Annotated in this window: 14 protein-coding genes and 1 riboswitch; of the genes, 2 read left to right on the top strand and 12 right to left on the bottom strand. The window is 36.2% G+C overall.

The annotated features are described in order from the left end of the window. Nucleotides 1-37: 37 nt before the first annotated feature. From EKM63_RS00885 to EKM63_RS00850, 8 genes are all read right to left on the bottom strand, one after another. The gene (locus EKM63_RS00885) at nt 38-1,075 is read right to left on the bottom strand and encodes a hypothetical protein (RefSeq protein ID WP_125702784.1); all 1,038 of its coding nucleotides are present in this window, start codon (nt 1,073-1,075) and stop codon (nt 38-40) included. 93 nt (nt 1,076-1,168) lie between these two features. Further along, nucleotides 1,169-1,720, bottom strand: coding sequence for an ECF transporter S component (locus EKM63_RS00880; RefSeq protein ID WP_125702783.1), 552 nt, complete (start codon nt 1,718-1,720; stop codon nt 1,169-1,171). A 71-nt stretch (nt 1,721-1,791) separates the two neighbouring features. Then, a riboswitch (FMN riboswitch) is annotated at nt 1,792-1,911 on the bottom strand. A gap of 29 nt (nt 1,912-1,940) precedes the next feature. Then, nucleotides 1,941-2,663, bottom strand: a complete 723-nt coding sequence (locus EKM63_RS00875) for a pseudouridine synthase (RefSeq protein WP_125702781.1) — start codon at nt 2,661-2,663, stop codon at nt 1,941-1,943. Beyond that, a complete protein-coding gene (scpB, locus tag EKM63_RS00870; RefSeq protein ID WP_125703438.1) occupies nt 2,650-3,195 on the bottom strand; it encodes an SMC-Scp complex subunit ScpB in 546 nt (181 codons plus the stop codon). The genes EKM63_RS00875 and scpB overlap by 14 nt, the downstream gene beginning before the upstream one ends. A 20-nt stretch (nt 3,196-3,215) precedes the next feature. Next, nucleotides 3,216-3,941, bottom strand: coding sequence for a segregation and condensation protein A (locus tag EKM63_RS00865; RefSeq protein ID WP_125702779.1), 726 nt, complete (start codon nt 3,939-3,941; stop codon nt 3,216-3,218). Next, complete coding sequence (locus EKM63_RS00860; protein WP_125702777.1) at nt 3,941-4,321, bottom strand: RibT protein; 381 nt, start codon at nt 4,319-4,321, stop codon at nt 3,941-3,943. The genes EKM63_RS00865 and EKM63_RS00860 overlap by 1 nt, the downstream gene beginning before the upstream one ends. 9 nt (nt 4,322-4,330) lie before the next feature. Then, nucleotides 4,331-5,218 (bottom strand): site-specific tyrosine recombinase XerD, encoded by an 888-nt coding sequence (gene xerD / locus EKM63_RS00855; RefSeq protein WP_125703436.1) that lies wholly within the window; start codon nt 5,216-5,218, stop codon nt 4,331-4,333. A 48-nt stretch (nt 5,219-5,266) separates the two neighbouring features. Next, entirely contained in the window at nt 5,267-6,130 is an 864-nt protein-coding gene (locus tag EKM63_RS00850; protein ID WP_125702775.1) for a CvfB family protein, read from the bottom strand. A gap of 422 nt (nt 6,131-6,552) precedes the next feature. On the opposite strand from EKM63_RS00850, the gene EKM63_RS00845 reads away from it, so the two are divergent. After that, complete coding sequence (locus EKM63_RS00845) at nt 6,553-7,521, top strand: AraC family transcriptional regulator (protein WP_125702773.1); 969 nt, start codon at nt 6,553-6,555, stop codon at nt 7,519-7,521. Nucleotides 7,522-7,618: 97 nt separating this feature from the next. After that, nucleotides 7,619-8,740: an NAD(P)-dependent alcohol dehydrogenase gene (locus EKM63_RS00840; protein ID WP_125702771.1), complete on the top strand. Its 1,122-nt coding sequence runs from the start codon at nt 7,619-7,621 to the stop codon at nt 8,738-8,740. Between the two features lie 38 nt (nt 8,741-8,778). Here EKM63_RS00840 and EKM63_RS00835 read toward each other — a convergent pair whose 3' ends face one another. The 4 genes from EKM63_RS00835 to pfkA form a co-directional block, all read right to left on the bottom strand. After that, entirely contained in the window at nt 8,779-8,973 is a 195-nt protein-coding gene (locus EKM63_RS00835; RefSeq protein WP_125702769.1) for a hypothetical protein, read from the bottom strand. Between the two features lie 239 nt (nt 8,974-9,212). Further along, a complete protein-coding gene (locus EKM63_RS00830) occupies nt 9,213-9,998 on the bottom strand; it encodes a DUF4931 domain-containing protein (RefSeq protein WP_125702768.1) in 786 nt (261 codons plus the stop codon). 110 nt (nt 9,999-10,108) lie between these two features. After that, on the bottom strand, nt 10,109-11,878 hold the full coding sequence (pyk, locus tag EKM63_RS00825) for a pyruvate kinase (protein WP_125702766.1): 1,770 nt from the start codon (nt 11,876-11,878) through the stop codon (nt 10,109-10,111). 42 nt (nt 11,879-11,920) lie between these two features. Continuing rightward, on the bottom strand, nt 11,921-12,880 hold the full coding sequence (gene pfkA, locus EKM63_RS00820) for a 6-phosphofructokinase (RefSeq protein ID WP_125702764.1): 960 nt from the start codon (nt 12,878-12,880) through the stop codon (nt 11,921-11,923). Between the last annotated feature and the right edge of the window lie 46 nt (nt 12,881-12,926).

Here is a 12,926-nt window from a genome sequence, read left to right as displayed (position 1 = left end):
AAAAAAAGACAGGAACTGACCTGTCTTTTATTTTACCTTATTTTGTACGTAATTGTGTACCTGGAGATAAAGTACTTACATTTGGATTCAAAGCTTGTAACTGAGCAGTAGTCATACCACTATTTACAGCAGCTCTATACCAACCTTCACCTTGTTTAACAGTGTAAGTTCCGCCACCAGTTGTTTGACCAGCTGATTGTGAAGCTGAATTATCTGTTGTACCACCAGTGTTGCCTTGGTTAGCAGTTGTTGTATCAGTTCCTGTAGTTGTGTCACTACCAGCGTTAGAATTTGTATTCTCATCTACAGTTCCCATGTTGGCATTTGAATCGGAATCAGATTTTGAACTCTTCTTCTTTTTTGGAGTTGTAGTCTTTTTCTTTGTAGTTGACTTCTTCTTAGTTGAAGATTTTTTAGAATTAGATTTCTTGGATGAATCTTTATCTTGTTTTTCAACAGATTGTTCAGTTTGGTTGTTGTCTAAGTTATTACTACTGTCACCTTTTACAAAAGTATAGATAACAGGAATAAACATTAGAGCAATCAAAATTACGACCAAGATAGTAACCAAGGTATGATTACCACGTTGCTTGCTTTTACTAACTGCACGTGAAACATGACCTTCTTCATCAGTGTCAGAATCAAAACTGTTTTCCCATGGCTTTTCTTCACTAGTATTATCACTAGTTCCATCGGCTTTTGTAGTTTCGTTTTCGCGCATAGCTGATCCAGCAGCCATACCGGCACCAACACCTGCAGCAACTTTAGCACTCTCATCATTTGCTTTACTTGCTTGTAGATGATCGACGCTATCGTCATTGTTGAAAGTATTTGGTGTCTCAGTTGGTTCAGAATTTGGAGTAGATCTTGGAACATTATTTACAAAATCTGAACTTGTTCCAACATCTTGTCCAACTACACTATCAGTATTTGAAGGTGTTGCTTCGTCTTCGTTTGATGGTACTAAATTGTATTTTCTTAAATCTTCTGGGGTAACTGAACCCTTTCGACTCAAACCTTCCGTTGATTCAGGAATTCTTGAACCGGAAGTATTATTATTGTTATTCTCAGGCATTAAAAACCAACCTCCTAATTTCTATCCCTATAAGAATAGCATATTAATTTAAATTTTTTCTTAAAAGATTCATAAAAACCCACAAAGATTAACCTATTTCAGTGTGAAATGACCCTCTAATCTAGGGTAAATGATTATTACACCTAAACTAGTGATCAATGATTTTACAATATTAAATGGAATTACTACTGTAGCAACATATTTCGACAAGCTCATATTTAATTGCATCCCTACCACATTCATATAAAGTGGCATAACAACAAAGTAATTCAAAACAGACATTACCACGGTCATAGTGATCATACCAGTAAGTACTGCCATGAATTTTTTACCTTTTTGCCAGAAGTATGTGAATGGGAGTAACAAACTCACACCACCGACAAAGTTAGAAAAGTCTCCGATAACTCCAGCCACACCTGATCCGGTGATCAGCAAGTGAACTAAAGCTTTTATGAAGGCAATTGCAGTTCCCCCAATTGGTCCAAAAACTAATGAACCAATTAACGTAACGACATCACTAAAATCAACTTTCAAAAATGGTAGCCAGAATAATACTGGAAACTCAAAAAACATCAGAATAGCTGCCAAAGCTGAAAAAATTGAAACCCCTATCAATGCGTGAAATTTAACTGTACTTCTTCCCATAACAAATCAACCTTTCTCGTTGATTCCCGAAGAAAAAGAGACCTATTTTGGGCGCGCCAGAACAGATCTCTCTCTGTTTTCTTCCATCTAGACTTTAACTATCGGTTTGGGAATTTCACCCAATCAACCAGCAATGCTGGGTAGCGGACTGTACCGCCGGTCGGGAATCTCACCCTGCCCTGAAAACCAACTATTAAATTTATAATTAAACTATATCAAATTATTTTCTTTCCTTCAATAGTGCTACCTCTTGTCGAGTCAAATCACGATATTTTCCTGAAACTAGGCCATCTAGAGTCAAAAAACCATACTTTTCTCTAGATAATTTGGTTACTGGATGTTTCACAGCAGCAAACATATTCTTGACCTGATGATTATGACCTTCATGAATTGTCATTCTTACTAATGAAGTATTCTTCTTAGTATCTTTAGACATAACCTTAACTTTTGCTGGAGAAGATTTGTAATCCTTGAATTGAATACCTTTTTCAAGCTTCTTTATCTCTTCGGTACTCAAGAATCCCTGAACTTTTGCAATATAAGTCTTCTCAACATGATATCTGGGATGCATTAATAAATTGGCAAATTCTCCATCATTTGTCATCAAAATCAAACCAGAAGTATCGTAGTCGAGTCTACCGATTGGGTAAACACGCTCTTCAACATCTTCTTTCAAGAAGTCCGTGATTACTTTGCGATCCTTATCATCTTTGACCGCAGAAATCACTCCACGAGGTTTATACATTAAAATATAACGTTTTTTCTCATGCTTTAAAGGCATGCCGTCGACCTCAATTTTATTATGATTATCGACCTTAATACCCATTTCAGTAACAGTTTTACCATCTACGGTAACGTGGCCTTTTGCAATAAGTTCTTCTGACTTACGTCTTGAAGCTACTCCTGCATCTGCCATTGCTTTTTGTAATCTAATTTTTTCCATATGTTACTCCTTCAAATAAGTCTATATTGCCATTTTGTGGTGTTTCAAAATTTTCAATTTTTGGTAATTCATCTAAACTTTTAATTCCAAAGTAATCAAAGAAATAGTCAGTTACAACATATAAGTTAGGATGACCGGGGACATCCTTTTTTCCATTTTCTTTTATGAGTTTTCTTGCCACCAATGTATTCACACTACCTGAACTTTGAACGCCACGAATCCCGTCAATTTCTACCCTTGTGATTGGTTGTCGATAGGCTACGATCGACAAAACTTCTAAAGCGGCTTGACTTAGCTTAGTCCCGAGTCCAGATTTAAAAAATTTGGTAAGTAGCTCATTGTATTCCTCTTTGGTGACTAGCTTGAATGTACTATTATATTTTACTAATTTGATACCTGAATTTTTATTTGATGCCAACTCGATCTGCAATTGCTCGACATTTTGTCGTAATGCTGATTTATCGATGCCAATCAATGAAGCAAGGTCAGATTCTGAAACTCCCTGGTCACCGGCAACAAACAATAAGGCCATGATTTCTGCTTGAAACAATTTTAATTCCTCAATTCAATAAATAAGTCGCTTTCGAGACTTTCTTGATATGCATTAACTTGTTGATTTCTGACCATCTCTAAAATAGCCATGAAGTCTGTCACGACTTCTTCAATACTGTGATTGACTTTGAGTAATGACTTGAATGTGATTTTTTTCAATTTCTCAAGTTTTTCTAGAATTTCTGTTTGAGCCGTTTCAATTGAAATAGTCTCATTTTCGATCATTTCGGTTTTTGGTTGTCTGGCGACTTGATTACGCAGGATTTCTGTAAAAGTAGTACTCAAGTCTTCCAAACCGACCGAGCCAGGTAGTAAGAATTGATCTATTTGTGTTTTAGGAACACTCGGCTCTTTATCATACGACAAATTTCGGGCTTTTTCCTTTTCCTCAAAATAAGACGAAACGTGTTTAAAAGTCTGATATGTTAGCAATTGTGAAACTAATTCATCACGTGGATCTTCGTCATCGATATCTTCGTCAATTTCATCAGGTGCCTTTGGAAGCAACAGCTTACTTTTGATCGACATCAACGTTGATGCCATTACCAGGTAATCACCGGCAATATCCAATTGTAAAACTTTCATACTATTTAAATAATCCAGATATTGTTGGGTTATTTGGGCAATCGGGATATCGTAGATATCAATTTTTGCCTCTTTGATCAAATGTAGTAATAAATCGATTGGACCTTGAAAATCGGTCAAAACTAATTTTAATTTTTCCATTATTTAGATTCCGTTTTTTCTTTGTTACGTTGTTCATACCATTTTCTCAACTGATCAACTATTCCAAAGCTCCCCAATATTTTATACTCAGGAAACTTTCTTTGAATATCATCAAAAATTCTAAATGTGTTCGTCTGTGAGCGATATGAAGGGTTAAGCGAAATATATTCGATAAAAACTGTTTTTTTAGTAAACGAAAGTGCCACTATACCCGAAAAATCCTCAACTTTACTTTTCCATAAATAAAGTTGACGATTTTCGTCTTCATCGTACAATTTCAGCTCTTGCTCTAAGTTAGACATGTCTTTTAAATCTGAGATATAAGATAGAAATCCCATAGCTATTTTCTGATTTTCATCACGATTATATTTATAAAGCATTTCTACCTCCTATGCTCTCGGATGGGCATCCTCATACACTTGTTTCATATGTGTTTGATTAATATGCGTATAGATCTGTGTTGTCGAAATATCTGAATGCCCCAGCAATTCCTGGACAACTCGAAGGTCAGCTCCATTTTCCAACAGGTTTGTGGCAAACGAGTGTCTCAAAGTATGCGGCGTAACGTCCTTTTTAATTCCTACTTGGTTAATGTATTTTTTGATCATTCGCCAAATAGATTGTCGTGTTAAATGTTGCCCTCGAAAATTCAAAAACACAGCACTCTTTTCACCGTATTTTGATACCAACTCTTTGCGTGTAGTATCAAAATATTTATTGATCCAAGAAATTGCAGTCTGACCAATCGGCAATAATCGTTCTTTATCACCCTTACCGATGGTCTTGATCAAACCTAAATCTAGATGCAGATCATCTAAGGATAGACCCACTAATTCGCTGACACGTAAACCAGTCGCATACATCACTTCAAAAATAGCTCGATCACGAACTCCTAAAGGTGTGCTTACATCAGGTGACTCGATCAATGAAACGACTTCCTTCATTGAAAGAACCACTGGTAAATGTTGAGCCTTTTTGGGGGCATCAAGTTCATTCATTGGGTTAGAGCTAATTTTATCAACAAGTTCTAACCATTGATAAAACTTCTTCAAAGTTGAAAAAATACGAATTTGACTGGTTTTGGATTTACCAACTGACTCTTGAAAAGCAAAGAAGTTAGTAATTTGAAAATGATCATCAGGGTATTGTTCCATTTTATTCTTTTCTAGATAATGGCTGAATTCTAAAAGATCCTGTCGATATGACAGAATCGTATTTTTTGATAATCCTCTATCTAGCCTCAAATATCTGGAATAGTCATCGATCGTATCGATCATGAACTGGCAATTTACTTGTACTTTCTCGCTCAACTAAAACACCCCTAGCTACTTCTTCAAATACGTGTACCCGTCTCGCTGTTCGATTTTACGTTGTTTCATCAAATTACCTAAAGCACGCTTAAAACTACCCTTACTGATACCAAAATATTCTTTGATATCATCAGGATCACTTTTATCGGTATATGGAATTTTACCATCTCTTGCGTGTTCCAAAACTGCCATGATCATTTCTGCATCAGGGGTTATTTCTTCAAAGGCACGAGGACGCATCGACAAGTTCAGACGTCTATGACTTGAACCAATTACACGAGCTTTAACATGTTGACCAATACGCAAAGGACCATCTTGCTCATTTGTATGAATAAATCCAAGATAATAACTTTCCGTTAGAACGAACGTACCTGAATCTCTGATAGCAATAACTGTACATTCTTCGTCACGATTTTTCTCTTCATCACTAGCACTTCTAGCAATTTGCATGTAAAGATTAAGGTCAGCCAATTTACCCCAAAGTCTTCCTTTGTGATCAACATCAAGTTTGACCATGACACTGTCACCTTTTTTAGGCCATTCTGAATGTTCTAGTGGTAGATCATCTAGTGATACGACAACATCCTTTTCTGCCAATCCCACGTCGACAAAGACACCTAAGTCTGAGCGAGTATCTTTAACTTCGGCAAAGTCCCAAATACCAGGCATAATGTTAGGCATAACAGTAGTAATTTTATTTTTGTGATTTTGAGTTTCGTAAACAAAACCAGCAATTTCGTCCCCTAATTCAGGGAGATCTTCTAATTCACTTAAATCCAAAGCAAAGGTAACACCTTCGATTTGAACAAATGCTTCAGTCTTATTTAAGTCGGTAACTGTGCCTTCTAGCACTTGACCGTACATACTTGAAGTTTCCATATTTCACCAATTTTCTTTAATTTGCTTCTTTATTTTACCAGTAAACTGCCGACATTTCACAAATTTGAGCAAATGTTTTAACTATGTTAAGAAACAAAAAAAGAAGAAAGTAAAATTAGATTCATTTACTTTCTTCTATAATATATTTATCGAATTTTTTAAAACTAAAAAGTTAGATTTCATTGGGATGAATAAATGATCAAATTACAACAAAAAATCATGCTTAATTGAATTTGGTCATACTGCTCCCATAATGAAAACACTTTGCACATATTTGTATCGAATTGAAATACAACACCTCGTGGTTACATTTTTGAAGAAAACGTTACCAACGTTTGCAAGATAAATATAACCGTTTTCATAATAATGATACAATAGCAAATAAACAGATGTTTAGTAACATATTTACAGGAGATGTGTTAATGGATTCACAAATCATGGATCGTCTAAAAGAACATGGAGTCATAGAAACTGAACAACTTAAGAGTGGAAATCATGTTGAAGATTTACCACTAAAGGCTATAAATAAACAAAGTTCACGAAATGATCTTACAGTCTTAAATAATTATTTCTTCCGAAATCGAAATGTATATATCAGTAAACATGACCGATTTGCACCCTACCCACCGCATACACACCAATTTTTAGAAATGAACTACATGCTCGAGGGTTCGTGTGATCAGCTCGTCGATGGTAAAGAAATTCATTTAAATAAAGGTGACTTATTATTACTAGATGTTGGGTGTACGCACTCCATCAGCAAACTAAATGAAAACGATATTCTAATCAACTTGTTATTTAGAGATCAATCTATTAGTATCAATTTTCTAGATGACATGCGCCGTAGTAATTCTGTTCTGTATGACTTTTTATTGAACAGTGCTTCAGGTGAACACAATACAATCAAATATCTGGTTTTCTCTAATAACGTTGACTCAGACATCTCTGTGACAATGGAACAAATAATTACAGAATACTACTCAAAGTTAGAATTCTCGGATGTGATCATTGAAAACTACCTTTCAATTTTATTGACCAAACTAGTTCGTCACTATCATGTCTCGACTGACAAAAAGAGTCCTCAACAACGGCTCATGATTCAAATCATCAAGGATATTTCTGAGAATTATAAAAATATTCATCTGGTAGATTTGGCCAAAAAATATGGTTATAACAAAAACTATTTAAGTAATTTTATTAAAAAAGAATCCGGTAAGTCCTTCAGTACCATAGTAACAACACAAAGATTGATCAAGGCACATAGTTTAATAGCTGCAACGACTTTACCCATTTCAGACATTATCGAATCTGTTGGTATGAAAAATAAAACTAGTTTCTATAAAAAATACAAAGCCTACTACTCATCTATGCCTGCAGAAGAAAGAAAATAAATACCGCAGTTTGCATTTTCAAGAAAAGTGTGAAATAATACACAATTGAAGAAAACGTTATCATAATTTAGTAAAAATTATGAGGTGGAATTACATTATGAAAATTAAAGCAGCAGTTGTAGACAAGGTAAATGATCCTTTTGTAATCAAAGATGATGTCGAATTAGCAGACCTACAAGACGATGGCTTACAAGTTAAAGTCGTTGCATCAGGTATTTGCCATTCAGATGAAGCATTGAGAAAAGGTGATGCAGCCTTCAGTTTCCCAGTTGTTCTTGGACATGAAGGTTCAGGAATTGTTGAAAAAGTTGGTAAAAATGTAACAACTTTTGAGCCTGGCGACCACATTATCATGTCATTCTATTCATGTGGTGAATGTGACAAATGTCTAAAAGGTATTCCTACACAATGTCGTAAATATGCCGCATCTAACCTTTCAGGTACCCGTCCTGATGGTTCAGATCATTTTACCGAAGATGGTCATCACGTCAGTGATATGTTCAACCAATCTTCATTTACTACTCACACAGTAATCAATAAGAGAAATGCCGTTAAAGTCCCTAAGGATCTCGATTTACGTAAACTTGGACCTCTAGGCTGTGGATATGTTACTGGTTCTGGTACAGTATTCAATACTCTTCAACCAAGACCTGGCGACACAATTGCCGTATTTGGTACAGGTGCCGTTGGTTTAGCTGCCATGATGGCTGGTAAGATTTCTGGATGTGTTAATGTTATCGCTGTTGATATTGTTGACTCACGTCTTGAACTTGCTAAGAAATTAGGTGCTACCGATGTTGTAAACAGTAAGAACGAAAACGCTGTTGAAGCAATCAAGAAAATCACAGGTGGCCTAGGTGTTGACTGGGCTGTTGATACTACTGGTGTTAAACAAGTTATGGAAGATTCCATTACTGCACTTACACAAGGTGGTACAAGTGCATGTATCGCTGTTACTCCAAACAACATTGACTTGTCTACATGGAATGACTTATGTGTTGATGATAAAAAAGTTGTTGGTGTAAATATGGGTGATTCAATTCCCCAAGTCGATATTCCACGTTTGATCAAATTCTATCAAATGGGTTCATTCCAATTTGATTTAACTGAAAAATTCTATGACTTCGACCAAATCAACGAAGCTGATGCTGATTCTGTTAGTGGTAAAACTATCAAACCAGTATTGATCATTGATAAAGACTATCAACCTGGAAAATAATTTTAAAGATAAAAATAGGCTTGCAATCTAATGCAAGTCTATTTTTCACTCGTAATTTTTCTTGAGATCCAATTATAAGATTTAGTAAGTCCTAACGGCAACGCAAAATAATAAGGATGTTTTCTTACCCTTCTTTCACGTTTCAAACTAAGGTTTTTAAAGTAGTGAGTATTTTTAGCAGCAAACTGATGTCTGTATGCTCGAATTTGATTAATTTCTTTGAAATCTTTCATGTTACTATCTCCTTCTGGCCCGAAGTATAGCACCATTAAAGACATTCGATACAAATAATGATTGGCGATCATTGAGGTACTTTCAAACTTTAATTGACTTACCACATCATTCTATGTCATACTGGTTCTCGGTGCCAAACCAAGGTAAGGGTAAGCGACCGGCGCGAAAGCGTTCGGAAGGCCGCCGCACCTTACCACGAAGGCGTATCTACATTTTGTAGATACGCCTTTTTTTAATCCTATTTATTACTTTCATTCTTTAACTTATCTAAAAGTACACCAGAAATTTCAGTTAACTGTTCATCACCATCTTTTTGTGACAATCTATAACCAACAAAGTATGGAGAAACAACAAATCTCGGCACAATTTTGCAAACAACTTCAGATCCAGTCTTATAAAAAAATATGTTATAAGAATTGCATCTACCCTCATAGAAATCACTAAGAACATACTTGACTGTAACTCGAGCGAATTCTGTTAAATTATTGATATATTTTAAATCATGAATAATAATATTGAACTCCACAAAACCCATGATTGGTTTTTCTGAAATATTGACATTTATATGTTCATCATCCCAAACATTCATTCCGGTGAAATTTTCAGGTTCAGTATGTTTATATCCATCAACATCGTTCAATCCAACAATTTGGAAATGTGGGTGCCTCAAACTTCCACCTGACATCGGTCCAAAATTCTTATACATTAAGACACTTTTATACTTATTACTTTGAATCATGTCATTCCAGCAATGGAAAATATATTGAAAAACTTTTCTGTTTTTGGAAACTGAATATGTTGAAATATCATCCTCATGATTAGCAGACTCGATCAACACTGTTTGATTGGTATTTCTTAAAGTTTTAAATTTATTCTCTAACCAAATCATGTCACCCTTTTTATCAATAATATTAGTTAAATTATCCGTGTCGCAAAATGGACAATAATTATCGGCATGACGGAAATTCTCTGGTTTTCCTTTGGCCTGTTCAATTTCAAATATTAGCACGTCTTTATTTGACACTTTTACACCTCGTTCTAAATCTATAAATTAAATCATACCCCTAAACACAAAAAAACTGAAAGAAACATAACGTCTCTTTCAGTTTAATTATTAACTTTTATAAGTTGATCTTAAAGTGAGTGTGAAGCACCCTTGTAAACAACACCACGTCTTGAGTCAACTGTAACTGTTTCGCCATCAGCAATTAGTGATGTAGCGTCTTTAGCGCCAACAACAACTGGTAAGCCCATAGCAATACCAACAACAGCAGCATGTGATGTAAGTCCACCGTTTTCAACAACAACGGCACTAGCTTTTTCAAGAGCAGGAAGGTAATCTTTGTCAGTCATTTCTGTAACAAGGATGTCTCCTTCTTTAACCTTATCGTTAGCTTCTTTAGCAGTGTGAGCAACAACAGTGTTACCAACAACAGCTTCTTCACCAACACCTTGGCCTTTAACAAGCTTTGAACCGATCAATTGAATCTTCATAACGTTTGTAGCACCTGATTCACCAACTGGAACACCAGCAACGATAAGAATCAAGTCTCCTTCTTTAGCAAAGCCAAGATCTTGGGCTTTCTTAGAAGCAAGATCAAACATTTCATCAGTGTTTGATGGTCTTTCAGTAACGATAGGATTTACACCCCAGTTAACTGTTAAACCACGTTGTGTCAATTCATCAAATGTAATAGCTAGAATGTCAGCACTTGGACGGTATTTAGAAATCATGCGTGCAGTGTAACCTGAAGCAGTAGCTGTAACAATTGTATTGATGTTTAATTCTTCAGCAGTTCTAACAACAGCTTCACCGATTGATTCTGTGATGTTTGAGCCCTTGTAATCTTCGAAACGTTGGATAGCAAGTTGATTGTTTTGATCAAGTTGTTGTTCTGTACGTTCGTCGATGTTAGCCATTGCAGCAACAGCTTCAACAGGGTAATCACCATTAGCACTTTCACCAGAAAGCATAGTTGCATCTGTACCATCAAGAACAGAGTTAGCAACGTCAGTAACTTCGGCACGTGTAGGACGTGGGTTTTCTTGCATTGAATCAAGCATTTGTGTAGCAGTGATAACTGGTTTACCAAGTGCGTTACACTTCTTGATTAAGCTCTTTTGTACAAATGGAACGTTTTCAAATGGAATTTCAACACCCATGTCACCACGAGCAACCATAAGACCATCAGAAACTTGCAAGATTGAATCGATGTTGTCGATACCTTCTTGTGATTCGATCTTAGGGAAAATTTGTACATATTCACAGTGTTTTTCTTCAAGGATTTCACGAATATCAAGAACATCTTGAGCTTTACGAACGAATGAAGCTGAGATGAAGTTGATTCCATTGTCACAACCAAAACGGATATCTGAAGCATCTTTTTCAGTGATACCAGGAAGACGGATTTCAACACCAGGTGCATTAACACCCTTTCTTGAACCGATCATACCGTCGTTTTGAACAACAGTAACTAATTCACGGTGTTCGTCATCTTTTTCAGTGATTTTCAAGTCAACAAGACCATCATCGATCAATACGTGTCCACCAACATGTGTATCATCATATAGACCTGGGTATGTAACAGCAATCTTTGATGGGTTACCTGTTAATGAGTCATCCATTGAAATACGGATTGTTTCACCGATCTTGGCTTCAAACTTACCACCGTCTTGAACGGTTGTACGAATCTCAGCACCCTTTGTATCCAAAACGATACCTACTGTTTTACCAGTGATTTTTTCGGCTTCATGAACCATCTTCATACGTGAAAGGTGTTCTTCATGGTCACCATGTGAGAAGTTGAAACGGAAAATATTTGCGCCAGCTTCAATCAACTTTGTAATTGTTTCGACATCATTACTTGCAGGACCAAGTGTACTTACGATTTTTGTTCTTTTCATTAGAATCCTCTTTTCTTATTTTAAAACGATTATTGTATCAAACTATCTGCTTAATGATTTATTTAAATCATACAAGTCTAAATCTGGTTTGTGTTTGCCATCGAATAAATCAAGCATATTATGATATGTTAATTGATTGTTTTCGATACCAATTGCAACGCCACCCTTGCCTTCTTCAAGCAAGTCAACAGCATAAGCACCCATCTTACTTGCTAAGACACGATCTCTGGCTGTTGGTGAACCACCACGTTGAACATGTCCTAAAACAGTTGCACGGGCTTGGAAATCACCATATTCGTTAAGTTTTTCCATGAACTCGTCAGCATGCATAACACCTTCAGCTAAGACAACAAGCATATGCTTCTTACCTTTTTCACGTCCACGTTTGATACGATCAGCAACTTGAGCAATGTCAAATTCACGTTCTGGTACAACGATTTCTTCAGCACCACCAGCTACACCAGACCATAGAGCGATATCTCCTGCTCCACGACCCATAACTTCGATAACGAAAGTTCTTTCGTGAGAAGTTGCTGTGTCTCTGATTTTATCGATTGATTCAATAACAGTTGTAACAGCTGTATCAAAACCAATTGTAAAGTCTGTATATGGGATATCGTTGTCGATTGTACCTGGCAAACCAACAGCATTATATCCATGTTCAGTTAAACGCAATGCACCATGATATGATCCATCACCACCGATGACAACTAATGCATCAATTCCGAACTTCTTAAGTTGTTCGATACCCTTTAGTTGACCTTCTTCTTTGGCGAACTCTGGATATCTTGCAGAATACAAGAAAGTTCCACCACGTTGAATACGATCGGATACGTCTGATGCAGTTAATGGAAAGATATCTCCGGCAACTAAGCCAGCATATCCATAATTGATACCAAACACTTCAAGACCCTTATCAAGAGCTCGACGTGTGACTGCTCTAATAGCAGCGTTCATACCAGGGGCGTCTCCACCACTGGTCAAAATACCAATCCGCTTCATTTATTCACACTCCAAATTTATTTGTTTCTAAAACAAAACCTAATAA

The sequence above is a fragment of the Companilactobacillus mishanensis genome, from assembly GCF_003946505.1.
Lineage (GTDB): Bacteria > Bacillota > Bacilli > Lactobacillales > Lactobacillaceae > Companilactobacillus > Companilactobacillus mishanensis.
Note: the sequence above shows the minus strand (reverse complement) of the source record. Positions and strands in the feature narration are given on the sequence as shown.

Bases quoted from the DNA above. Each gene is read 5' to 3' on its own strand.
- EKM63_RS00835 (WP_125702769.1), bottom strand. From the start codon at position 8,973: ATGAAAGATTTCAAAGAAATTAATCAAATTCGAGCATACAGACATCAG.
- EKM63_RS00885 (WP_125702784.1), bottom strand. From the start codon at position 1,075: ATGCCTGAGAATAACAATAATAATACTTCCGGTTCAAGAATTCCTGAA.
- EKM63_RS00860 (WP_125702777.1), bottom strand. From the start codon at position 4,321: ATGCTTTATAAATATAATCGTGATGAAAATCAGAAAATAGCTATGGGA.
- EKM63_RS00880 (WP_125702783.1), bottom strand. From the start codon at position 1,720: ATGGGAAGAAGTACAGTTAAATTTCACGCATTGATAGGGGTTTCAATT.
- EKM63_RS00865 (WP_125702779.1), bottom strand. From the start codon at position 3,941: ATGGAAAAATTAAAATTAGTTTTGACCGATTTTCAAGGTCCAATCGAT.
- EKM63_RS00850 (WP_125702775.1), bottom strand. From the start codon at position 6,130: ATGGAAACTTCAAGTATGTACGGTCAAGTGCTAGAAGGCACAGTTACC.
- EKM63_RS00875 (WP_125702781.1), bottom strand. From the start codon at position 2,663: ATGGAAAAAATTAGATTACAAAAAGCAATGGCAGATGCAGGAGTAGCT.
- scpB (WP_125703438.1), bottom strand. From the start codon at position 3,195: ATGGCCTTATTGTTTGTTGCCGGTGACCAGGGAGTTTCAGAATCTGAC.
- EKM63_RS00840 (WP_125702771.1), top strand. From the start codon at position 7,619: ATGAAAATTAAAGCAGCAGTTGTAGACAAGGTAAATGATCCTTTTGTA.
- EKM63_RS00845 (WP_125702773.1), top strand. From the start codon at position 6,553: ATGGATTCACAAATCATGGATCGTCTAAAAGAACATGGAGTCATAGAA.
- pfkA (WP_125702764.1), bottom strand. From the start codon at position 12,880: ATGAAGCGGATTGGTATTTTGACCAGTGGTGGAGACGCCCCTGGTATG.
- pyk (WP_125702766.1), bottom strand. From the start codon at position 11,878: ATGAAAAGAACAAAAATCGTAAGTACACTTGGTCCTGCAAGTAATGAT.
- xerD (WP_125703436.1), bottom strand. From the start codon at position 5,218: ATGATCGATACGATCGATGACTATTCCAGATATTTGAGGCTAGATAGA.